Below are 22,183 nucleotides of genomic sequence, written 5' to 3' on the forward strand. Positions count from 1 at the left end.
GAACTGGTGTGCACGGCGATGACGATGGCAGCGCACCGTATCCGACTGCCCGCTGGATCGATCTTCCACTCCGACCGCGGTAGCCAATATACCTCCTACAGTTTTGGGCGACTACTACGAGAAGAGAATGTTCGGCAATCAATGGGCCGCACCGGGATCTGTTTTGATAACGCTATGGCCGAGTCGTTCTTCGGGAAGTTGAAGACGGAGTGGATGCACCACCGGCATTTCGCGACCAAGAAGGAGGCTCGCCGCGAGATCATCCGCTTCATCGAAGGCTTCTACAACACACGCCGACTACATTCAGCGCTGGGATATCGACCACCGATCGAAGTGCTCGACGAATGGTTTACCAATCAGCAGGTTGCGTGATACGCTCCGCTTGAGCCGCGTCCGAGATTTTCGGAGCACATCACTTTCCCGCCTTGACACGCCTGCTCGGCGACCAAAACACACTCAAGGAGAGGGGGCGGGGGAGGTGGCACCCGAGGTGACCGTCCGGCGCCGTAGGCGCTCTCCGCCCGAGGGGCGTTGTCCGCCCGAAGGGCGGACTCTTCGCCTGCCCAACGTCACCTCTAAAGATCAAAAGATGTCCTCGCCGGACGGGCAGGCTCCGGGATGACGGGGAATGCAGTTCCCTCACCCCGGGCAGGTGGTCGCTGTGCGGTCATCCCGTCGCCTTCCGGTTTGTGCATATCACTTTGAGCCAGGCCCGCAAGGTTGGCGTATTCGGCCGCCGGTTGGCAGCGGAGGTTGCGGGCCTGGCTCAAAGTGATTGTTGCGGTGTCAGGCGACGGGATGACCACCCAGCTTCGTCGGGGTCAAAGATCAAGGGCACGGCGCTGGCGCGCCGCTTTTGCCCTTACGGGCCCGTGTAGAGCAGGACGTTCGGGCTGTTCGTGCCTGCGCTGGTCACCTTGCCCGTAGTTCCCGCTGTCACCAGTGCGTCGCGCACCTGCTGGGGGCTCGCCGAGGTGTGGGTGGCCAGGTAGAGCGCCGCGGCGCCCGCCACGTGCGGGGTTGCCATCGACGTGCCGCTGATCGTGTTCGTGGCGCTCGTGCTGCCGATCCAGGCCGACGTGATGCTGCTGCCGGGCGCGAAGATGTCCAGGCAGCTGCCGTAGTTCGAGTAGCTCGCCCGGGCGTCCGTGCTCGTCGTGGCGCCCACGGTGATCGCTGCCGCTACCCGCGACGGGGACGACGTGCAGGCGTTCGTGTTGCTGTTGCCCGCCGCGACGGCGTACGTCACGCCCGCCGCGATGGATGCCTTCACCGCGTTGTCCACCGCCGTCGACACCGGGCCGCCCAGGCTCATGTTCGCCACCGCGGGCTTCACCGCGTTCTGGGTGACCCACTCGATCCCGGCGATCACCTGGTCGTAGCTGCCCGAACCCTGGCAGTCGAGCACCCGCACCGCGGTCAGCTGCACCCCCTTCGCCACACCGTACGCCGAGCCACCGACAGTTCCGGCGACGTGCGTGCCGTGCCCGTTGCAGTCACTGGCGTTCGAGTCGTTGTCGACGAAGTCGTACCCGGACTTCGCGCGGCCACCGAAATCGCTGTGGGACAGGTTGATGCCGGTGTCGATGATGTAGGCGTGCACGTTCGACGCGGTCGTCGAGTAGTTGTACGCCCTGTTCAGCGGCAGGTTCCGCTGGTCTACGCGGTCCAGGCCCCACGACGGCGGGTTCGTCTGCGTGGCGGCGATCGTGACGCGCCGGTTCTGCTCCACGAACGCCACCGACGGATCGGCCGCCACCCGCTTGGCCTGCGACTCGCTCATCGTGGCCGAGTAGCCGTGCAGCGCGTGGGAGAACGTCTGCCGCACCGTGCCGCCGAGCTTGCCGGTCACCTGGCTGACCAGCGACGACACCGGTGACGAGGATTCCTTGAACACCACGATGTAGCTGTCGGGGATCGCGCCGGCCGCACCCGCGCCGACGATCGACCCCTCCTGGGCCGAAGCGGGAGCGGTGAACCCGACGGTCGCGACCGCCGCGGCCGCGAGCGCCACACCGAACGATCTGGCCTTGGCGAGCAGGGATTTGGACATGGATCCTCCTTGGCAGGGCCGGTGCGCCGGGCTGGGGATTCGCCCACCGCACCGCAAGGGGTGAGACTTTTTCACGGTAGGACCGCGTCACCGCCCCGCGGAAGGACTGGCACCCGGGTGGCTCCCGGCGAAAGTAGGACGGACCGGTGACCCGGCGTGGGAAACTGCTCCCCTGGGGGTGACGAGATGCGCAAGCTCCGGTGGTTGGTCCTGTTCCCGTTCGTGGTCTACCTCTACGGCCCGTTCTGGCTGGCCCGCAAGCTCTTCGGCCCCTACGAGCTGCTGAACCTGTTCAAGTTCTCCACCAAGGCCCTGCCGTCGGCGCTCCGGCCCGACGACGCGCTCGGCCAGGCCGTGGACGTGGCGCTGGAACGGGTCCTCACCACCCGGGCGCTCGTCGCCGCCGGTCTGCTCGCCCTGGTGCTGCGCTTCGCGGTGGACCCGCGCGGCGCGGTCCAGCACCTGGACGAGGCGTTCGACGACGCGCTGACCGACGGGTTCTTCGTGCTGATCATCGCGCCGATCGCGGTCGTGTTCCTGGTCCCCCTGCTCGTCGCGATCTCCCGTGAGCGCACCGAAACGGCGCGGGCCGGCCTCTGGCCGGTCGGGGTGGGCGTCTTCGGGTTCGCCCTGCTGTGCGCGTTCTTCGAGGTGCCGGTGCCGCCGGTGCGCGACGCGGTCCGCGCGGTGATCCGCTTCGTGACGTTCGACAGCTTCCCCATGCCGCTGATCGACCTGGAGGTCGAGCGGCTGCACCCGCTCGCCGGGGCGGCCCTCGTCTGGCTCCTGCTGTTCGTCGTCGGCGTCGCCTACCTCGCGCACCGCAACGGCCTGGCCCGCCGCGGGTTCCGGCAGCGGCGCCGTCTGGCCGTGCTCGCGCCACTGGTGTCGGTCGTCGTGGTGTGGACGACGCTCATCTGCAAGTTCGCCTGGGACTTCCCCGGTTTCGCCGGGCTGTCCGGGTGGCGCCTGGCGGTGATCGCCTACTCGACCCCGGTCGCGGCGACCCTCGTCGCCGCCTACGAGCTGCGGCAGCTCGCGCGCGCGGAGATCACCCTCCGGCAGCCGGTGTTGCGGGAGCCGCCTCGATCACATCCAGCACCTGCCGCGCGGTGACCGCGCCGACGGCCTTGCCCGTCTCGTCCACCACGACGCCCAGCCCGGCCGGCGACGACAGCGCCGCGTCCAGCGCGCCCCGCACCGGGGTGCCGCGCCGGTAGAGCGAACCACCGGCGACCAGGTCCGACTCGGCCAGCTGGCCGTCCACACTGGACCCGGGAGCCAGCCAGCCTCGCGGTTCGCCGGAGTCGTTCACCGCCAGCAGCCACTCCTCCGTCGGCCCGGAAACGTCGTCGCCCAGCGAAACCGTGGCAACCGAGCGCACTTCCACGCCCGCCGAGTCCACAAAAGACAGTCCACGGTAGCCGCGGTCACGCCCCACGAAGGACGCCACGAAGTCGTCCACCGGGTGCCGCAGCACGTCGGCCGGCGTGCCGTACTGCGCGAGCCGCCCGCCGACGCGCATCACGGCCACCTTGTCGCCCAGCCGCACGGCCTCGTCGATGTCGTGGGTGACGAACACGATCGTCTTGCCCAGCTGGGACTGCAGCCGCAACAGCTCGTCCTGCAGCCCCTCCCGCACGATCGGGTCCACAGCGGAGAACGGCTCGTCCATCAGCAGCACCGGCGCGTCCGCGGCCAGCGCCCGCGCGACCCCGACCCGCTGCCGCTGACCACCGGAGAGCTGCGCCGGGTAGCGCTTGCCCAGCTCGGCGGGCAGACCGACGATCTCCAGCAGCTCGGCCGCGCGGTCGCGGGCCTTCCGCTTGCCCCACCCGGACAGCACCGGCACGGTCGCGACGTTGTCCAGCACCGTCCGATGGGGAAACAGCCCGGCGTTCTGGATCACGTACCCGATGCCGCGCCGCAGCACCGGCGGATCCGACTCGCGGATGTCCTTGCCGTCGAGCAGGACCCGGCCCGAGGTCGGCTCGACCATGCGGTTGATCATCCGCAACGAGGTCGTCTTCCCGCAGCCCGACGGCCCGACGAACACCGTGATGGTGCCGTCCTCGACCGTCAGGCTCAGGTCGTCGACGGCGAGCGTGCCGTCCGGGTAGCGCTTGGTCACGCCGTCGAACTCGATCAACACGCCCTCCCAGCGAAAGCCTTCCCGGGACGCGCTTCCGCGCCCCGGGAAGTCCAGCTTAGCCGGTGACGCCGTCCTCGATCGCCGCCTTCGCCACGGCGGCGGCGACCTCGGGGGCGACGCGCGGGTCGAGCGGGCTGGGCACGATGCGGTCCGGACCCAGGTCGTCCTGCGCGACGGCGACGATCGCCTCGGCGGCGGCCAGCTTCATGTTCTCGGTGATCGCCCGCGCGCCGGCGTCCAGCGCGCCCCGGAACACGCCGGGGAAGGCGAGCACGTTGTTGATCTGGTTCGGGAAGTCGCTGCGCCCGGTCGCCACGATCGCCGCGTACTCGGCGGCCGCGCGCGGGTGGACCTCCGGGTCCGGGTTGGACAGAGCGAACACGATCGGGTCATCGGCCATGCCGGCCAGCAGCTCCGGCTCGATCGTCGACCCGGACAGCCCGAGGTAGACGTCCGCGCCGCGCAGCGCCTCGGCCAGGCCGCCGCGCAGCCCCGCCTTGTTGGTGGTCTGGGCCAGCTTCTCCTTGACCGGGTTCAGCCCGTCCCGGCCGGAGTGGATGATGCCGCGCGAGTCCAGCACCGTGACGTCCGCGACACCGGCCTCCTGCAGGATCTTCGCGCACGCCACCCCCGCGGCACCGGCGCCGGAGATGACCACCCGCTGCTGCGCGATGTCCCGGTCGAGCACCAGGTTCGCGCCACGCAGCGCGGCCAGCGTCACGATCGCCGTGCCGTGCTGGTCGTCGTGCATGACCGGGCAGTCCAGCGCCTCCTTGAGCTTGTCCTCCAGCTCGAAGCAGCGCGGCGCGGAGATGTCCTCGAGGTTGACCGCGCCGTAGGACGGGCGCAGCCGCACCAGCGTCTCGACGATCTCGTCGACGTCCTTGGTGTCCAGCACCAGCGGGATCGAGTCCAGCCCGCCGAAGGTCTTGAAGAGCACGGACTTGCCCTCCATGACCGGCAGCGACGCGCTCGCGCCGATGTCGCCCAGCCCGAGCACCGCGGTGCCGTCGCTGACGACGACCACCAGCCGGTGCGCCCACGTGTAGCGCTCGGCCAGCTCGGCGTTCTCGGCGATGGCGCGGCTGGCCTTGGCGACCCCCGGCGTGTACGCGATGGAGAGGTCGCGCGGCTGCGAGATGGGCCGCGTCGCCGCCACCGACAGCTTGCCGCCCTCGTGCCCGCGGAAGATCTCGTCGTCGGTCACCGGCGAATCGTCGGTACCCGTCGGCGGCACTGCCTCGGCCGCCGTGCTCTTGCTGACCTCGTCGTCCATCGATGTTCCTGTCCTCGTATCAGAGGTCTGAGCGTAGGTCATGGAAAAGAATCCCTCCCGGGACCGTGTGCGGGGACACTGCCCCATCCCCCAGTGGCGTGGTTGTCTCGCAGCTCGGTAGCCCGGGCGCGGTGGCGCCGGCAGCCGGCTCGGCGTCCGTCTCGGCCGTGCGGAGCCCTTGGTGAGGCGACGGCCGCGGACGCGGCGGTCCCCCCAGTGTTGCAGGCCGCCCACGGGTTGTGATGCCGAGGTGCGGTTGATGTCACAAAAAGGGGAGGTCACCGGGGTGATAGCAAGACGTCCGTCCGGCTTGGCTGGTGCCCGATAGGGTTTCGGGTATGGAGGTTCGCCAGCTCGCCGTCCCCGACGCCTACGAGTTCACGCCCAGGTCGTTCCCGGACCACCGCGGCCTGTTCGTCGCGCCGTTCCAGGAGGCGGCGCTCGTCGAGGCGATCGGGCACCCGCTGCACGTGGCGCAGACGAACCACAGCGTGTCCCGGCGGGGGACGATCCGGGGAGTGCATTTCGCCGACACCCCGCCCGGCCAGGCGAAGTACGTCTACTGCCCGCGCGGCGCGCTGCTCGACGTGGTGGTGGACCTGCGGGTCGGCTCGCCGGCGTTCGGCACCTGGGACGCGGTCCGGCTCGATTCGGTGGACTACCGCGCGGTCTACATCGCCGAGGGCCTCGGGCACGCGTTCGTCGCGCTCGAGGAGGACACGGTGATGGCGTACCTGTGCTCGACCGGGTACAACCCGTCCGGCGAGCGCGGGATCACGCCGCTGGACCCCGAGCTGGACCTCCCGTGGCCGTCCGGCTTCACCCCGATCCTGTCCGAAAAGGACGAAGCGGCCCCGGCACTCGCCGAGGCCGCCGCCGCCGGACTGCTACCGGCCTACGCCGACTGCGTCGCCCACTACGAGAAGCTCCGCGCGGGCTAGAAATCCTCCGCCAGCACGCGGGCGAGGTCGCGGTGGGCCGTCAACCGGCCCCCGCCCCCGGGGCTCAGCCGCACGGAGCGCATCAGCTGAGCGCGGCGGTTGCCTGACGGGCGGGGCCGCTCCTCGCACCGCCACACACGCCGCCCCCGACACGCACCCTAGAAATCCTCCGCCAGCACGCGGGCGATGTTGCGCTCGGCCAGGGCGGTGATCGTCACGAACGGGTTCACGCCCGTGCTGCCGGGGATCAGCGAGCCGTCGGTGACGTAGAGGTTGCGGTAGCCCTTCACGCGCCCGTACAGGTCCGTGGCCTTGCCCAGCACCAGCCCGCCCAGCGGGTGGTAGGTGAACCGGTTCTCGAACGCGCGGGTGTCGCCGAACAGGTCGTACCGGTAGATCGTCCCGTTCGCCGAGTTGATCTTGTCGAACAGGTTCTTCGCGGCGTCGATCGACGGCTGGCCCTGCGCGACGTCCCATTGCAGCACCGCCCGGTCGGCGCCGGGGTCGTAGGAGAACCACCCGCGCTCCGGGTTCTTCGTGATCGCCAGGTACAGGCTCGCCCAGGTCTCCAGCCCGGCCGGCACCGGCGCGATCTCGGCGAACACCGGGTGCACCGGGTCGTCCCAGGCGTCGATGCCCAGCGCCGGCATACCGGACTCGAGGGCGCCCACCGGGTCCCACACGTGGTTGGCCCGGCCCAGCATCACGTTGCCGTTGGTGCCCCAGCCCTGGCCGACGTCCTCGCCGAGGTCCGGCAGCTTGCCGGTGTCGCGCGCCCGCACCAGCAGCTCGGTCGACCCGAGGCTGCCCGCGCCGAGGAACAGGTACTTGGCGCCGAGCTGGCGCACGCCGAGCACGTTGCCCTCGGCGTCGATCCGCCGCACGGTCAGCGTGTAGGTGCCGTCCTGCTGCTGGGCGATGTCGCGGACCTCGGTCAGCGTCTGGATGGTCACGTTGCCGGTGCCCAGCGCGGCGGCCAGGTAGGTCTTGTCCAGCGAGCGCTTGCCGTGGTTGTTGCCGTAGATGACCTCCGAGGCCAGCGCCGAGCGCGGCACCTCGCCGGCCTCCTCGCGGCGCATGTAGTCGAAGTCGTAGACGCTGGGCACGAACGTCGTCTTCAGCCCGGTCTTGTGCGCGTGCTTGCGGGACACGCGCGCGAACTGGTAGCAGTCACAGGTCTCGAACCAGTCCGGGTCGATGTCGTTGACGCCCAGCATCGAGTTCGCGAGCGGGTAGTACCTGCCGTACATCTCGTCGGCGTCGACCTCGGGCAGGATCTCCTCGAAGTACCAGCGCTTCGGCGTCACGGCCATCGCGCCGTTGACCAGCGAGCCGCCGCCGACCCCGCGGCCGACGTAGACCGACATGTCGCCGAAGTGCACGCGGTCCAGCACGCCCGCGTACGGGTCGATGTTCCGGTTGGCCAGGTCGAGCCACAGGAACGAGGCCAGCGGCGCCTCCGTGCGGCCCTTGAACCACGACGACCGGCGGTCCGGGCTGAGCATGTCCGAAAAGATCTTGCCGTCCTCGCCCGGCGTGTTCCACAGCTGGCCCATCTCCAGCATGAGGGTCGGGATGCCGGCCGCACCCAGCCGGAGCGCCGTGACGGCGGCGCCGTAGCCGGTGCCGACGACGACGGCCGGCGAGTAGTCGGGGGCCGCCGAGGCGGAGGTCCGGGTCGAGATCGTGGTCAGCCCGAGCGTGGCGGCGGAGCTGAGCGCGGTCAGGCCGAGGAACCGGCGTCGAGACAGAGACATACGCGAACCATATTCGGATTAGCGGTAAACGGTGTTAAGTTCACCCTAGTGGACCAATGTCAGGGTGCGGTCCGGGATCTTCCGGATACTGTCCGAAGCCCTGGCCGGACAGGATTTCGATCATGAAGATCGCACTCGCCGCGGCCGCCGTCGCCGCCCTCGCCCTGACCGTCGCCGCCGCCATCCCGGCCCACGCCGCGGAGAACACCTTCGCCGACTGCCCGGCCCTGCCCGCCGGCGCCGACCCCGGCCAGTGGCGCTGCGAGGTGCTCGACTCGACCGCGACGATGTCCTTCGGCGACGTCCGGGACCTCCCGCTGGGCCCGATGCGCCTCACCTTCGCGGAGGGGCAGCTCAACGGCCGGTACGCGCAGGTGTTCGGCGCGCTGAGATCCGAACCGGTCGCCGTGCCCGGGCTCCCGCACGCCACCGTGCGGTTCGGCTACGGCGGCCACTCCGACTTCCTGTCCAACGACCAGCGCAAGGGCGAGATCGATCTCGTCGCCGAGTTCGACGCGCCCTACCTGCCCCGCGACTGCGCGACCGGCGTCATCCACTCCGTGCTGCAGGCCGACGGGCCCACGGAGGTCGTCTCCACCGATCCGCTGACGCTGCGGTTCGCCACCCACGACGACACCCTGGCCGTGCCCGGGACGCGGAACTGCGGCCCGCTGGGCCGGGTCGTGGACCACCGGCTGGGCCTGCCCGCCGCGTCCGGGACGAACTCCTACACGCAGACGACCACGGTCCGCCTGCGCGACTACTGACGCTTCGGCGTCACCCAGATCGTGATGGTGGCGGTGACGACGGGCTTCCCGCTCCGGTCGGAGATCACGACCGGCACGGGCAGCTCGACGCCCTCGTCGCCGAACTCCGGGATCTCCGGCAGCTCGGCGACCGCCCGCAGGCTCGTCTCCGCCTTGGCGACGTACCGCACGGTCATGCCCTTGGGCAGCCACCGGTGCGTCGCGGGCAGGGTCGACTCGGCGAGCATGCCCATCGCGATCTCCGCGAGGTTGCATGCCGCGATCGCGTGAAAGGTGCCGATGTGGTTGTGAACACCCCACCACTTCGGCGCGCGCACCGCGCAGTAGCCCGGACGCAGCTCCGTCACGGTCGGCAGCACCGAGCCGAAATAGGGCACACGCAGGCAGATCGCGGTCGAGAACAGTCGTTTGCCGCCGGGCAGCGCGCTCAGGCGCTGCCACAGCGAGTAGGTCGAAGCCACCGGCACCTCCAATGTTACTGACCGGTAGCAAAGCAGACCGGTGGCTATATTCGCAAACGTGGACCACGAGCTCTTCCTCTTCCGCCACGGGCAGACCGAGTGGTCGGTGAACGGCAGGCACACCGGCCGCACCGACATCCCGCTCACCCCGGCCGGGGAGAACCAGGCGCGCGCCGCCGGACTGACCCTGCAGACGCTGCGCAAGGGCCCCGCCCTGGTGCTGACCAGCCCGCGGCAGCGCGCGGTGCGCACGGCCGAGCTGGCCGGGCTGCGGATCGACGAGCGGACCGAGGACCTGGCCGAGTGGGACTACGGCGACTACGAGGGCGTCACCACGCCGGAGATCCGCAAGACCGTGCCCGGCTGGACGGTGTGGACGCACGAGATGCCCGGCGGGGAGACCGTCGAGCAGGTGACCGCCCGCGCCGACGCCCTGCTGGAGCGGGTGCGCGTGGCGCTGGCCGACACCGAGGTGATCCTGGTGGGCCACGGCCACTTCAGCCGGGTGCTGATCGCGCGCTGGATCGGGCTGCCCGCCACCGCCGGCGTCCACTTCGGACTGGACCCGGCCGGGGTCACCGTGCTGGGTGACGAGCGCGGCGAGCCGAAGATCGAGCACCTGAACATCCCGCCGTCCTGACCGTAGCGATCCCGTACCGCCCGCGCGGCCAGCTCGCTTGAAACGAGGTCAACGAGGACAGTCCGGCGTCATCCGCTTCGCTTAACGTTCCTCGCCATGAACTCCTTCGCGCGGGCCACCCACGTCGGCAGCCTCCTCCGGCCGCCGCGTCTGCTGAAGGCGCGGGCCGACCACGCGGCGGGCCGGCTCGACGACGCCGGGCTGCGGCGCGTCGAGCAGGAATCGATCCTGGTGGCGCTGTCGGTGCAGCAGGACAGCGGCATCGGCGTGCACACCGACGGCGAGTACCTGCGCACGGATTTCATGAGCCGGCTCACCGAGCACGTGGACGGTTTCGCCGCGCAGGCGCCGTCGCTGGAATGGCAGTCCGGCGACCACGCCGAGGAGGACAGCAGCATCCTCCGGCTGATCGGGGGCAAGCTGGCCTACCGCGAACGGTTCACCGACCGCGAAGCCGCGTTCCTCGCCGCGCACGCGCCCGGCCCGTTCAAGATCTCCATCCCGGAGGTCACGAACTTCGTGGTCGCCAACTGGGACCCGCGGGTCAGCGGCCCCCACTACCCGAGCCGGGCCGACATCGTCGACGACCTGGCGGCCGTCCTGCTGCAGGAAGCCGCGGCGCTCGCCGAGGACGGCGTCCGGCACGTCCAGATCGACGCGCCGTGCTTCATCGCCTTCGCCAACCCGCGCATCCTCGCGCTCCTGGAGTCGGAGGGCATCGACGCGCGTGCCCTGTTGCGACGCTGCATCGAAGCCGACGCGGCGGTCGTCCGGCTGCTGCGCGACCGCGGCGTCACGGTCGGCATGCACATCTGCCGCGGCAACTACCGCGGCCAGTGGTTCAACGAAGGCTTCTACGACGACATCGCGGCGGACGTGTTCGGCGGCATCCCGGTGGACCACTGGCTGCTGGAGTACGACACCGAACGGGCGGGCACCTTCGAGCCGCTGCGCCACGTGCCCGGCGGCGTGCGGGTCGTGCTGGGCCTGATCACGACGAAGACCGGCGAGCTGGAGGACCCCGACGACCTCGCGCGGCGCGTGGACGAGGCGGCGCGGATCGTGCCGCTGGCGGACCTGGCCGTCAGCCCGCAGTGCGGCTTCGCCTCCGAGGTGCGGGGGAATCCGCTGACCTGGGACGATCAGCGCCGGAAGCTGGACCTGACGGTTTCGGTGGCGCAGCGGGTCTGGGGCGCGGACTGAGTCTGGCAGGATCGGGTGCGGCTCACCCCGCTGGATCCCTGGGAGTTCCCATGCCTGACAGCCGCATCCGCCGCATCCGCGAGTCCGATGTGGACGAGGTCGCGCAGCTGGTGCACGACCTGGCCGCCTACGAGAAGGCGCCGCAGGACTGCCACCTGACGGCCGACCGGCTGCGGGTGGCGCTGTTCGGCGACACCCCGGCGGTGTTCGGGCACGTCGCCGAGCAGGACGGTGAGCTCGTCGGGTTCGCGCTGTGGTTCCTGAACTTCTCCACCTGGCGCGGTGTGCACGGCATCTACCTGGAGGACCTGTTCGTCAAGGCCGAGCTGCGCGGGTCCGGGCTGGGCAAGGCGCTGCTGGCGACGCTCGCGAAGGAGTGCGTGGACCGCGGCTTCGCGCGTCTGGAGTGGTCGGTGCTGGACTGGAACCCGGCGACGGGCTTCTACAAGTCGCTCGGCGCGATCCCGATGGACGAGTGGACGGTCTACCGGCTGACCGACACCGCGCTGGACAAGCTCGCGAAGCTCGCCTAGTCGTCCTCGCCGCGCTCGCGGCGGCGGCCGGCCATGCCGCCGCGCTCGGCGGCCTCCTCCTCGGTTTCGTCCTCGTGCTGCCCGAGCGCCCACGCCCGCGCGGGCTGGCGGAACAGCAGCACGATGATCGCGACGCCGAGGGCGATGATCGGCACCCCGAACTCCGGCCGCCCGGACGGGCCAGCCATGTACCAGCCGACGCCGGCGGTGATGAGCGCCATGACCAGTCCGGGCGAGCGGGCCCAGGTGTGGCCGAACAGCAGCCCGATCGCGCAGCCGATCACGGCGAGGGCGAACAGCACGTAGAAGGCGCCCTCGGCGAGCACGCTGGTCAGCGGCATGCTGTCGCCGGGCGAGGCGAACAGCAGGACGCCGAAGACCAGCAGGCCGATCCCCGGCAGGACGGTCAGCGCGCCGGCCGCCCTGACCTCGCGCGGAGCGGGTGAAATCTTGTCGGCGAGCGCCATCGCGAAGGGCCTTCCACCAGCGGATACGCGGCACGGGTGACCGTGCGTGAACACCCTCGATACTAAGCCACCCGGTCGGCCGTTTTCGAACCGCGGCCATCGGGGTCAAGATCTGGGTGTCGTCGATGAGCCGGCGGACGCCCGGGGTGCACTTGTCACGACGAACGGACCGTGCCGAACGACGGGAGGTCAACCGGCAGTCGTTTCGCAGTGATGAGGTTCGCGCTGGACGCTTGGGATGCGCCTGTTTGGCCTACCCTGCGACCATGCGCGCGATTCTGGTGGTCAACCCGCAGGCCACGTCCACCACGGCCGGCGGGCGGGACGTGCTCGCGCACGCACTGGCCAGCCAGGTGAAGCTGGAGGTCGTGGAGACCGACTACCGCGGTCACGCGCTCGCGGTGGCCCGGGACGCGTCCCGGGACGGGGTCGACCTGGTGGTCGCCCACGGCGGCGACGGCACCGTCAACGAGGTGGTCAACGGCCTGCTCGCCGACGGGCCGGCAGCCGAGCTGCCCGCGCTGGGCGTCGTCCCCGGCGGCTCGGCCAACGTGTTCGCGCGCGCTCTCGGCATCTCGCGGGACCCCGTGGAGGCCACGCACCAGCTGCTGTCGGCCATCGAGTCGGGCCGCAGCCGGCGCGTCGGGCTGGGGCTTGCGGACGGGCGGTGGTTCACCTTCAACGCCGGCCTGGGCTGGGACGCCGACGTGGTCGCCACGGTCGCCGACCGGCGCGGGAAGCAGACGAACGCGCTGCTGTACATGCGGGCCGCGGTGGCCTGCTACTTCCGGCCGCGCTCGCCCCGGCTGCCGCTCACCGTGCACGTGCCCGGCGAGGAGCCGGCCGAGGTGCGGATGGCGTTCGTGTCGAACACCGATCCGTGGAGCTACCTGGGTGAGCGGCCCGTCCACCTCAACACCGGCAGCTCGTTCGACCGGGATCTCGGGTTGTTCGCGTTGCGCAAGCTGTCGTTGCCGATCGTGGCCCGGCACGTGCGCCAGGCGCTGCGGTCGGAGGCGAAGCATCGCGGCAAGGCGCTCGTGAAGCACGATGACCTGGCGAAACTCAGCGTGACGGCCGAGGAGCCGGTAAACTTCCAGGTGGATGGCGACCTGATCGGCCGTCGGACCCGGGTGGACTTCACGAGCGTGCCCGGCGTGCTGACCGTGCTGGCGTGAGTGATCGGCCCGGCGATCTGCAACTTGCCGTTCGTCGACGCACACGGTCCATTCACCGCATCGTCCTTCCGCCGCGGAGGCCGTTTCGGAGAGAAACCGCAGGTCAGCGGGGTCGCCTGACCAGGTGAGCTGACTCACCGATGTCACGAAAACACTTGTCGAAAGCGGTGCTTCGTGAAAGCATTCACAAGCACCCCAAGAAACGATCCGCCATGACGACCTGTGGCGCAGCACGCTCTGCGCCCCGAGAAGGAGCTCACAGAAATGGACTGGCGCCACGACGCTGCCTGCCGCGACGAGGACCCCGAGCTGTTCTTCCCTGTCGGGAACAGCGGTCCCGCCGTGCTGCAGATCGCCGAGGCGAAAGCCGTATGCCACCGCTGCACCGTGGCGTCCGAGTGCCTGGCCTGGGCTTTGGCCAGCGGCCAGGACGCCGGTGTCTGGGGCGGGATGAGCGAAGACGAGCGCCGCGCCCTTAAGCGCCGTCGTGCTCACATCGGCATGCGCACCGCCTGACCTCTCCACGCGCTGCGGCGTCGCTTAACGCGTCTCTTACGAGAGTACGCGGGACCTGACGCAGGGGTTTGCACGCCCCCACTTAACGTTCTTAGGCCCGGCACCCACCTCCCGCGGGTGCCGGGCCTTTGAACGTGCTGAGCAGGGTTTTCGTTGCTTCGGGGGCGGTGGAGCTTGCCACCCGGCGACCCGGAAACGGCCTCCACCGCCGGCCCACTGATAGCCGCCGCCATTGGCCCGCTCGGACGGCTACCGCTGGCCCTCTCGCGCGGGTGCGACTGGCCCCCTCATGCAGGCACCACTGGCCCTCTCGCGCCACCACCAATGACCCCCTCACGCAGGCACGACCGGCCCTCTCGCGCCGCCACCACTGGCCCCCTCACGCAGGCACGACCGGCCCTCTCGCGCCGCCACCACTGGCCCCCTCACGCAGGCACGACCGGCCCTCTCGCGCCGCCACCACTGGCCCCCTCACGCAGGCACGACCGGCCCTCTCGCACGGCACGACCTGTCCACTCGCGCGGCCAAGCTCACGACAGGCCCACTCGCCGCCTCACGAACGGTCCACTCGCACGGCCGCCCCCAGCCCGCCACCCGCCAGGCCACCAAACGGACCACCCGCAAGGCCCAACGACCTGCCCGCACAACCGCGGCGAACCAACCGCCGAAACCCCTACGGCCGCCGCCCCAGGGGGAGCCTCAACGCCGCCTCCGTGCCGCGCGTCGCGCCGTCCCGCAGCTTTCTCAGCGACAGCGAACCCCGCAGCTCGGACTCCACCAGGGTGCGCACGATCTGCAGCCCCAGCCCGTCCGCCCGCTCCAGCGAGAAACCCGACGGCAACCCGCGCCCGTTGTCCCGGATCAGCACATCCAGCCACCGCGCCGAGCGGCTCACCACGATCTCCACCTTGCCCGGCCGCCCATCCGGAAACGCGTGCTCCACCGCGTTCTGCACCAGCTCCGCCAGCACCATCACCAGCGGCGTGGCAATCTCCGCCACCACGATCCCGAACGACCCGGACCGGCTGATGCTCACCCGCGACTCGGCCGTCGCGACCTCGCCCACCATCGGCAGCACGTTGTCCAGCAGCTTGTCCAGGTCGACCCGCTCGTCGACCGACACCGACAGCGCCTCGTGCACCATCGCGATCGACGCGACCCTGCGCACCGACTCCGTCAGCGCCTGCCGCGCCTCCGCGTTCGACGTCCGCCGCGACTGCAGCCGCAACAACGCCGCCACCGTCTGCAAGTTGTTCTTCACCCGGTGGTGGATCTCGCGGATCGTCGCGTCCTTCGACAGCAGCGCCCGGTCCCGCCGCTTGACCTCGGTCACGTCCCGGCACAACACCAGCGCCCCCGCCGGCTGCCCGTGCGGCCGCAGCGGCAACGCCCGGAACAACACGACCGCCCCCCGCCGCGACTCCGCCTCCGTGCGGCTGCCCGGCTTCCCGTCCAGCGCGTCCAGGATCCGGTGCGCCACCTCCGTCGCGTCGAACGGGTCCCGGATCAGCGACCGCGTCAACGGCGCCAGCCGCGTCCCCACCAGGTCCGACTCGTGCCCCATCCGGTGGTAGGCCGACAAGCCGTTGGGGCTCGCGAACACCACGTTCCCCGCCGCGTCCAGCCGGATCAGCCCATCCCCCACCCGCGGGCTCGTGTGCACGTCGGTCTGGCTGTCGACGTGCGGGAACGTGCCGTCGACGATCATCTGGCACAGGTCCCCCGCGCTGCCGAGGTAGGCGACTTCGAGCGGGCTCGGCACGCGCGGCGCGGCCAGGTTCGTCTCCCGCGACAGCACGGCGATCACGTTCGACCCGAACGTGACGGGAATCGCCTCGCGACGCATCGGCAGGTCCCGGTACCAGTGCGGGTCCTCCTCGCGGCAGATCCGCACCTCCCGGATCGCGCGCGCGAGCTGCGGGTGGTCCTCGACCGTGAACCGCGTCCCGACCACGTCCTCGGGGTGCGCGGTGGGCGCCGTCGTGGGACGGGCCTGCGCGACGCACACGAAGTCGCCGCCCTGCTCGTTGTGCTCCGGCGACACGGGTACCCAGAGCAGGAAGTCGGCGAAGGACAGGTCGGCGAGCAGCTGCCACTCGGCCACCACGGCCTGCAGGTGGTCGGCGGCTTCGCCGGACAGGCCGGTGTTCTCGGCCAGCAGGTCGGAAAGTGTCGTCACGCTGGTACTCCTTCTCGGGGCAGCTCAAGTGAACCAGAGCGGGACCTTCCCGGCACCCGCCGGGGCGAGCCTGAGACACTGGTGGGCAGATCGCGACCAGGGAAGGAGCAGGCATGTCGAAGCGAGCCCGCAAGCGCCGCGACCGCCGGAAGAACGGCGCCAACCACGGCAAGAAGCCCAACAGCTGAGTTCGGGCACGAACAAAGGCCCCGGCGCGGCGCGCCGGGGCCTTCGTCGTCTTCGGGTCTACTCCGCGTTCTGCTCCAGCCGGACCTCGGTCCGCTCGATCGTCACGTCGCCGTGCCGCTGGACCGTCTGGTAGATCGACGCGCGCAGCTTCTGCTTGAACTCGTCGGGGGCGATGTCGCCTCCGCACTTGCGGTGCAACAGCTGCTTGAGCTGCTCGTCGATGCCGTACTCCTCGAGGCACGGCGGGCAGTCCTCGATGTGCTTGCGCAGCTGCGCGTCCCGTTCCGGACTGCACTCGCGATCCAGCAACAGGAAGATCTCGGCGAGCGCCTCGGAACAGCGGACGTCGTCCTTGTGCGGCTCACGACCGGTGGTCATCGCGCTACCTCCTGCTTCGCGCCCCGGATGAAGCCGCGCTCGCGCGCGACGTCGGCGAGCAGGTTGCGCAGCTGGGCGCGGCCACGGTGCAGGCGGGACATCACGGTCCCGATCGGCGTGTCCATGATCTCGGCGATTTCCTTGTAGGCGAAGCCCTCGACGTCGGCGAGGTACACGGCGAGCCGGAACTCCTCCGGCAACTGCTGCAGCGCGTCCTTGACGTCGCTGTCGGGCAGCCGGTCCATCGCCTCGACCTCGGCCGACCGCAGACCGCTCGAGGTGTGGCTCTCCGCCTGGGCGATCTGCCAGTCGGTGATCTCCTCGGTGGGCTGCTGCACCGGCTGACGCTGACGCTTCCGGTACCCGTTGATGTAGGTGTTGGTGAGGATCCGGTACATCCAGGCCTTGAGGTTCGTGCCCTCCTTGAAGGAGGCGAACGCGCCGTAGGCCTTGAGGTAGGTCTCCTGCACGAGGTCCTCGGCGTCCGCCGGGTTCCTCGTCATGCGCAGAGCGGCCGAGTACAGCTGATCCAGCAGCGGCATCGCGTCGCGCTCGAAGCGCTCGGCGCGCTCTTCGGCCGGCTCCTGCTCGGAGCCGGATTCGGGCACCGCGGGGTTCTGCGTGCTCGGCAAACCGTTCCCTTTCCCATCCGCGTCGAAGCGGTCCGCACCCGTGGCCGGGTACGCATACGACAGCTTCGAGGATACGCGGACGGGCTTCGCCGGGCCGGGTACACCGGCCAGCGGGGTGACGGCCTCCACACGGGCTCGTCGATCAGCAAGCTTTGACGGCACGTCCCTCACAACACCGCACGATCCGGGCACATTCCCCGCCGCGGGAAAAGGACTTGCGCCTCCCGGTTACCGTGCACGCCATGGCCGGGAAGGGAACGCCGGCGACCGCCCTGCTCGCGAAGCAGAAGGTCGCGCACCAGCTGCACGCCTACGACCACGATCCGAAGCACGAGTCCTACGGTCTGGAAGCGGCCGAGGCGCTGGGGCTCGAGCCCGACCGCGTGTTCAAGACGCTCGTGGCCGATGTGGACGGAAAGCTGACGGTGGGCGTGGTGCCGGTCACCGGGCAGCTGGACCTGAAGGCACTGGCGGCGGCGGTCGGCGGCAAGCGAGCGAAGATGGCCGAGGCGGCGGCCGCCCAGCGCGCGACCGGTTACGTCCTGGGTGGGATCTCGCCGCTGGGCCAGCGCTCGCGGCTGCCGGTGGTGATCGACGCGTCGGCGGAGAAGTTCGAGACGATCTACTGCTCGGCCGGGCGGCGCGGGCTGGAAGTGGAACTCGCGCCGGCGGACCTGGTGCGCCTGACGTCGGCCACGGTGGCGCCGATCCGGGCCTGACCACACGGCCGACGACAGCTCCGGGGCACCGAGGCGAGGGGTGCACGCTCCGTGGCGCGCCTCCGCAACGCGCACGGCAACGACCCACTCGGGGTGAGCAACCGCGGAACCGACCGCCGCCCCGCGGGACGGCCACGCCCTGCCATCGGCAACCACAGCGCCTCACCACCGTTGGCCACGCGCCGCCCGCAGGGGCGGCCTCACCCCACCGCCCGCGCCGGCAGCCGCAATGCCTGGCATCGCCGCGCCACCGGGGCGGCCTCGCCGCGCCACTCGCGCCGGCAACTGCGGCGCCGCACAACACGGCCACACGCCGCCCTGTGCGGGCGACCCCACCCCACCCCTCGCGCTGGCAGCCGCAATGCCTCACAACCGCCGCGCCGCCGGGGCGGCCTCACCCTGCCACCGCAACGCCTCACAACAGCCACACGCCGCCCGTGGGGGCGGCCTCACTCCGCCGCCCGTGGGCAACGGCAGCGCCTGCCACCGCCACGCGCCACCCCGTGGCTACCCCGCGGGCAACCCGCATTGCCTCGCCACCACCGCGCCACCGGAGCGGCCTCAGCCCACACCGGCCAGCAACGCCCCGCCAACGTCCCCACGGGGCTGCCTCACTCGACCGGCAACGGCAGCGCCTCATCACCGCCACGCGCCGCCCAGCAGCTATCCAGTCGCCGTCAGGGGAGCACGCGGCACCCACGCAGCCACCTCAGGTCAGCGGCCGCAGCACCTTCGCCAGCCACTCGTGCACCGTGCGGTACACCGACTCCAGGTCGGCGTCCAGGGCGTGCGTCCCGCGCACCACGACCACCTCGTGGTGCGGCCCCGGCTTCGGGCAGCCGAACGCGTCCGTCTCGCCCTGGACGACCAGCGTCGGCACCTCCACGGCGTCCAGTTCGGCCTGCCTGCTCTTCTCCGGCTTGCCCGGCGGGTGCTCGGGGAACGCCAGGCACAGCACCGCCACCACCGGCCCGGCCGCCGCCGTCCGGCACGCCACCCGCGCCCCCGACGAGCGGCCGCCGAACACCATCGGCAGGTTGTCGAACCGGTCGCACAGCTCCTCGGCCACCGCGAGCCACGCCGCGTCCAGCTGCTTGGCCGGCGCGGGCGCCCGGCGGCCCGCCACCCGGTAGGGCTGCTCGACCAGCGCGACGTGCACCCCGGCCGCCTGTCCCGCGCGCGTGGCCGCCACCAGGTCCTTCGCCTCGATCCCGCCCCCGGCGCCGTGGCCGAGCATCAGCACCGCCTCCCCGTCCGGCGCGCAGTGCAGCTCCGCCCTGGCCGGGCCGTGCGGTGTCGGGATCTCGATGCGGGTCATGGCTTCGGCAGGTCGAACAGGGCTTCCGTGGCGTCCAGATCGGTCGCCGGCTCGGCCCGCTCGATCAGCTCGGGGCCGTTGTTGCGCACGTTGTTGACGCGGTCGGACACCGGCCGCAGCTCGATGGTCTCCATCAGGTCCATCGGCGGGGCCAGCAGCTCGTCGACCTCGGTGCGGTCCGGGTCGAGCCAGTCCGCCCAGTTCCGCTCGTGGATGACCAGCGGCATCCGGTCGTGCACGTCGGTCAGCCGCCCGGCCGCGTCGGTCGTGATGATCGAGAACGTGATCAGCTGCGGCGCGTCGGGATCCTTCGGGTCGCGCCAGGTGTCCCAGATCCCGGCGAAGGACAGCGAGTGGCCGTCCGGCCGGGTCATGAAGAACGGTTCCTTCTGCTTGCCCGTGCGCCGCCACTCGTACCAGCCGTCGGCGGGCACCAGGCAGCGCCGCCGGGCCAGCGACTTCTTGAAGGCCGGCTTCTCGGCGGCCGTCTCGGCGCGGGTGTTGATCATCCGGTTGCCGACGGAGACGTCCTTGGCCCAGAACGGCACCAGCCCCCAGCGCATGACGCGCAGGCTGCGCACGGCGGGCTCGTCCTCCAGGACCTGGCCGTCGGCGTCGCGCGGGTGCCGCTGCACCACGGTGACCACGTTCTTGGTCGGCGCGACGTTGTAGTCGGCCTCGCGGGCCTTGCCGTCGGTCTCGTCCACGGCGTCGAACTCCTGGGCCAGGTCGGCCGGGTTCTTCTTCGCCGCGTAGCGGCCGCACATGTCGCCCAACTCCTTCGAACCGGCTCCTGAAAACCCATCGTGACACGGGTGGCGCGCCACTGGCGAGCGGAATGGGGGATCATCTGTGCTCGGAAGGAGGGCACGGGGCTTGGCACGCAGGGACTGGCGCGATCTGGACGAAAGCGACGTCCGCGTGCGCCCGGGAAAGGGTTCGCGCCCGCGCAGCAAGCGCCGCCCGACCCACGCCGACGCCACCCAGGCGATGGTGATCGCGGTGGACCGCGGCCGCTGGACTTGCGCGATCGACAGCGACCCCGGCCGTCTGGTCACCGCCATGCGCGCCCGCGAGCTGGGCCGGACCCCGGTCGTCGTGGGCGACCAGGTCGGCCTGGTCGGCGACACCAGCGGCGAGCCCGGCACGCTGGCCCGCATCGTCCGGGTCGACGAGCGCACCAGCCTGCTGCGCCGCACGGCCGACGACACCGACCCGTTCGAGCGCGTCGTCGTCGCCAACGCCGAGCAGCTGCTCATCGTCACCGCGCTGGCCGATCCGCCGCCGCGGTCCGGGTTCATCGACCGCTGCCTGGTGGCCTGCTACGCCGGTGGCCTCCAACCGGTCCTGTGCCTGACCAAGGCCGACCTGGCGAGCCCGGACGAGCTGCTGTCCCGCTACGCCGAGCTGGACGTGCCCGCGGTGGTGACCCGCTTCGACGAGGATTCGCTGCCGCTGGCCGCCACGGTGCGCGGCCGGGTGTCCGCGCTCGTCGGCCACTCCGGGGTCGGCAAGTCGACACTGGTGAACCGGCTGGTGCCGGACGCCGAGCTGGCCGTCGGCGAGGTCAGCGCGATCGGCAAGGGACGGCACACCTCCGTGGCGGCCGTCGCGCTGCCGCTGCCCGACGGCGGCTGGGTGATCGACACGCCGGGCGTGCGGTCGTTCGGCCTGGCCCACGTCACCGCGAACGACATCGTGGCCTCCTTCGACGAGTTCGCCGAGGCGGCCGAGGAGTGCCCGCCGGGCTGCGGGCACCTGGGCCCGCCGGAGGACCAGGGCTGCATGCTCGACGAGGTCGAGGACAAGCGCCGCCTGCCGTCGCTGCGCCGCCTGCTGGCCTCCCGGGCCGGCATGGAGGTTTGATTTCCGCCCGTTCTGCGCATTCAGGTCGATGACAACCCACTTGGGGGACATTCGACTGAGGGATTCTTGTCATGCGCAAAATCGCTCTTCTGGCGGGTGCGCTGGCGCTGGTCGCCGGCACCACCGCCTGTGGTTCCACCACCGATTCGGGGCAGGCGAACGAGCCGCCCAAGCTGTTCGGCACCGCCCAGGAACTGGTGCTGGCCTCCTCCGGCAAGGCCGACCAGGTGCAGACGGCGAAGTTCACGCTCACCGGCACGGTGGCCGGCCAGCGGCTGGACGCCAGCGGGGAAGGCCGGTTCACCGGGCCCTCGCCCGCGATGACCATGACGATGAACGCCGCGGGGCAGAGCCAGGAAATGCGGGTCGTGGACAAGGTCCTCTACCTGAAGCTGCCGCCGGAGCAGGCGGCGCAGGCGGTCGAGGGCGGCAAGCCGTGGGCGAAGATCCCGGAGGACAGCGAGGCGGGCAAGGCCATCGGCGCGAGCATGGACCAGGCCGCGCAGGGTGACCCGACGCAGATGCTGGAGCAGATCCAGCAGGCCGGCACGATCACCCGCAGCGAGCAGACCACGCTCGACGGGCAGCAGGTCAGCCACTACTGGGTGAACATCGACGTCGCGAAGGCCACCGGCTCGCTCAAGATGGGCGAGCTGCCGCCGGAGGTGCTGGACAAGCTGAAGAACTCCGGCGCCGTCCTCCCGATGGAGGTGTGGCTCAACGCCGACCAGCTGCCGGTGCAGGTGACGCAGGACCTGACGCCGCTGATGCAGGCGGCGGGCGCGCCCGCCGAGGCGCAGCACGCCACGATGACGATGAAGTACCGCGACTGGGGCGCGCCGGTGAACGTCACGGCCCCGCCCGTGGATCAGGTCGGCGATCTGAAGACGGTGGGCTGAACGGCGTAACGCGGGAGACCCGTTCGGACATATCCCGGTTAGCCACCCGAGGGTGGGTG

The 22,183-nt window shown here is 70.9% G+C and carries 23 protein-coding genes and 1 pseudogene; 13 read left to right on the forward strand and 11 right to left on the reverse strand.

The genetic code is table 11. The features are described 5' to 3' along the window. Positions 1-372 (forward strand): integrase core domain-containing protein (locus D0D28_RS27870; protein WP_205413348.1); only part of this gene is annotated, 372 nt, incomplete at its 5' end. Positions 373-868: 496 nt separating this feature from the next. On the opposite strand, the pseudogene D0D28_RS27875 reads toward D0D28_RS27870, so the two are convergent. Beyond that, positions 869-2,053 (reverse strand): annotated as a pseudogene (locus tag D0D28_RS27875) (S8 family peptidase); the annotation flags it as partial. A 186-nt stretch (positions 2,054-2,239) separates the two neighbouring features. Here D0D28_RS27875 and D0D28_RS27880 point away from each other — a divergent pair. Beyond that, positions 2,240-3,169 carry a hypothetical protein gene (locus D0D28_RS27880; RefSeq protein WP_116113749.1) on the forward strand — a complete coding sequence of 310 codons (930 nt, stop codon included), beginning with the start codon at positions 2,240-2,242 and terminating at the stop codon, positions 3,167-3,169. Here D0D28_RS27880 and D0D28_RS27885 read toward each other — a convergent pair. Further along, a complete protein-coding gene (locus tag D0D28_RS27885) occupies positions 3,105-4,205 on the reverse strand; it encodes an ABC transporter ATP-binding protein (protein ID WP_116113752.1) in 1,101 nt (366 codons plus the stop codon). The two genes, D0D28_RS27880 and D0D28_RS27885, sit on opposite strands and share 65 nt — an antisense overlap. Before the next feature lie 55 nt (positions 4,206-4,260). Next, entirely contained in the window at positions 4,261-5,481 is a 1,221-nt protein-coding gene (locus D0D28_RS27890; protein WP_240323383.1) for an NAD(P)-dependent malic enzyme, read from the reverse strand. A gap of 338 nt (positions 5,482-5,819) precedes the next feature. On the opposite strand from D0D28_RS27890, the gene D0D28_RS27895 reads away from it, so the two are divergent. Then, positions 5,820-6,422, forward strand: a complete 603-nt coding sequence (locus D0D28_RS27895; protein WP_116113755.1) for a dTDP-4-dehydrorhamnose 3,5-epimerase family protein — start codon at positions 5,820-5,822, stop codon at positions 6,420-6,422. 158 nt (positions 6,423-6,580) lie between these two features. On the opposite strand, the gene D0D28_RS27900 is transcribed toward D0D28_RS27895, so the two are convergent. Continuing rightward, the gene (locus D0D28_RS27900; RefSeq protein WP_116113757.1) at positions 6,581-8,179 is read right to left on the reverse strand and encodes a GMC oxidoreductase; all 1,599 of its coding nucleotides are present in this window, start codon (positions 8,177-8,179) and stop codon (positions 6,581-6,583) included. Positions 8,180-8,301: 122 nt separating this feature from the next. Here D0D28_RS27900 and D0D28_RS27905 point away from each other — a divergent pair, with 122 nt between their 5' ends. Continuing rightward, positions 8,302-8,946 carry a hypothetical protein gene (locus tag D0D28_RS27905; protein WP_116113760.1) on the forward strand — a complete coding sequence of 215 codons (645 nt, stop codon included), beginning with the start codon at positions 8,302-8,304 and terminating at the stop codon, positions 8,944-8,946. On the opposite strand, the gene D0D28_RS27910 is transcribed toward D0D28_RS27905, so the two are convergent. Further along, on the reverse strand, positions 8,940-9,407 hold the full coding sequence (locus D0D28_RS27910) for a hotdog fold domain-containing protein (protein ID WP_094008961.1): 468 nt from the start codon (positions 9,405-9,407) through the stop codon (positions 8,940-8,942). The two genes, D0D28_RS27905 and D0D28_RS27910, sit on opposite strands and share 7 nt — an antisense overlap. 58 nt (positions 9,408-9,465) lie before the next feature. Between D0D28_RS27910 and D0D28_RS27915 the strand changes: the two genes are divergently transcribed. From D0D28_RS27915 to D0D28_RS27925, 3 genes are all read left to right on the forward strand, one after another. Continuing rightward, on the forward strand, positions 9,466-10,047 hold the full coding sequence (locus D0D28_RS27915; protein WP_094008960.1) for an acid phosphatase: 582 nt from the start codon (positions 9,466-9,468) through the stop codon (positions 10,045-10,047). 96 nt (positions 10,048-10,143) lie between these two features. Next, on the forward strand, positions 10,144-11,250 hold the full coding sequence (locus D0D28_RS27920) for a cobalamin-independent methionine synthase II family protein (protein WP_116113762.1): 1,107 nt from the start codon (positions 10,144-10,146) through the stop codon (positions 11,248-11,250). A gap of 50 nt (positions 11,251-11,300) precedes the next feature. Further along, the gene (locus D0D28_RS27925) at positions 11,301-11,783 is read left to right on the forward strand and encodes a GNAT family N-acetyltransferase (RefSeq protein WP_094008958.1); all 483 of its coding nucleotides are present in this window, start codon (positions 11,301-11,303) and stop codon (positions 11,781-11,783) included. On the opposite strand, the gene D0D28_RS27930 is transcribed toward D0D28_RS27925, so the two are convergent. Beyond that, entirely contained in the window at positions 11,780-12,250 is a 471-nt protein-coding gene (locus D0D28_RS27930; protein WP_116113765.1) for a hypothetical protein, read from the reverse strand. The genes D0D28_RS27925 and D0D28_RS27930 overlap by 4 nt on opposite strands. A gap of 266 nt (positions 12,251-12,516) precedes the next feature. Between D0D28_RS27930 and D0D28_RS27935 the strand changes: the two genes are divergently transcribed. Together D0D28_RS27935 and D0D28_RS27940 are read left to right on the forward strand one after the other, a co-directional pair. Then, positions 12,517-13,428, forward strand: a complete 912-nt coding sequence (locus D0D28_RS27935; protein ID WP_116113767.1) for a diacylglycerol/lipid kinase family protein — start codon at positions 12,517-12,519, stop codon at positions 13,426-13,428. Between the two features lie 264 nt (positions 13,429-13,692). Beyond that, the gene (locus tag D0D28_RS27940; protein WP_094008969.1) at positions 13,693-13,944 is read left to right on the forward strand and encodes a WhiB family transcriptional regulator; all 252 of its coding nucleotides are present in this window, start codon (positions 13,693-13,695) and stop codon (positions 13,942-13,944) included. Between the two features lie 673 nt (positions 13,945-14,617). Here D0D28_RS27940 and D0D28_RS27945 read toward each other — a convergent pair. Then, positions 14,618-16,123 (reverse strand): sensor histidine kinase, encoded by a 1,506-nt coding sequence (locus D0D28_RS27945; protein ID WP_094008955.1) that lies wholly within the window; start codon positions 16,121-16,123, stop codon positions 14,618-14,620. Positions 16,124-16,236: 113 nt separating this feature from the next. Between D0D28_RS27945 and D0D28_RS37720 the strand changes: the two genes are divergently transcribed. Next, a complete protein-coding gene (locus tag D0D28_RS37720) occupies positions 16,237-16,311 on the forward strand; it encodes a 50S ribosomal protein bL37 (RefSeq protein WP_369794341.1) in 75 nt (24 codons plus the stop codon). A gap of 58 nt (positions 16,312-16,369) precedes the next feature. Here the strand turns inward: D0D28_RS37720 and rsrA are convergent, their stop codons facing one another. Continuing rightward, positions 16,370-16,690, reverse strand: a complete 321-nt coding sequence (gene rsrA, locus D0D28_RS27950) for a mycothiol system anti-sigma-R factor (protein ID WP_116113770.1) — start codon at positions 16,688-16,690, stop codon at positions 16,370-16,372. Then, the gene (locus D0D28_RS27955) at positions 16,687-17,322 is read right to left on the reverse strand and encodes a sigma-70 family RNA polymerase sigma factor (protein ID WP_094008968.1); all 636 of its coding nucleotides are present in this window, start codon (positions 17,320-17,322) and stop codon (positions 16,687-16,689) included. The genes rsrA and D0D28_RS27955 overlap by 4 nt, the downstream gene beginning before the upstream one ends. A 242-nt stretch (positions 17,323-17,564) precedes the next feature. Between D0D28_RS27955 and ybaK the strand changes: the two genes are divergently transcribed. Continuing rightward, the gene (gene ybaK, locus D0D28_RS27960) at positions 17,565-18,041 is read left to right on the forward strand and encodes a Cys-tRNA(Pro) deacylase (protein WP_094008953.1); all 477 of its coding nucleotides are present in this window, start codon (positions 17,565-17,567) and stop codon (positions 18,039-18,041) included. A 709-nt stretch (positions 18,042-18,750) separates the two neighbouring features. Here ybaK and D0D28_RS27965 read toward each other — a convergent pair. Both D0D28_RS27965 and D0D28_RS27970 read right to left on the reverse strand, forming a co-directional pair. After that, on the reverse strand, positions 18,751-19,359 hold the full coding sequence (locus D0D28_RS27965) for an alpha/beta hydrolase family protein (RefSeq protein ID WP_116113772.1): 609 nt from the start codon (positions 19,357-19,359) through the stop codon (positions 18,751-18,753). Further along, positions 19,356-20,126 (reverse strand): SOS response-associated peptidase, encoded by a 771-nt coding sequence (locus D0D28_RS27970; protein ID WP_094008951.1) that lies wholly within the window; start codon positions 20,124-20,126, stop codon positions 19,356-19,358. The genes D0D28_RS27965 and D0D28_RS27970 overlap by 4 nt, the downstream gene beginning before the upstream one ends. Before the next feature lie 109 nt (positions 20,127-20,235). On the opposite strand from D0D28_RS27970, the gene rsgA reads away from it, so the two are divergent. Continuing rightward, positions 20,236-21,225 (forward strand): ribosome small subunit-dependent GTPase A, encoded by a 990-nt coding sequence (rsgA, locus tag D0D28_RS27975; RefSeq protein ID WP_116113775.1) that lies wholly within the window; start codon positions 20,236-20,238, stop codon positions 21,223-21,225. 71 nt (positions 21,226-21,296) lie between these two features. Continuing rightward, complete coding sequence (locus tag D0D28_RS27980) at positions 21,297-22,124, forward strand: hypothetical protein (protein ID WP_205413378.1); 828 nt, start codon at positions 21,297-21,299, stop codon at positions 22,122-22,124. Positions 22,125-22,183: the final 59 nt, after the last annotated feature.

This window comes from Amycolatopsis ruanii (assembly GCF_003385175.1).
Lineage (GTDB): Bacteria > Actinomycetota > Actinomycetes > Mycobacteriales > Pseudonocardiaceae > Amycolatopsis_E > Amycolatopsis_E thermalba.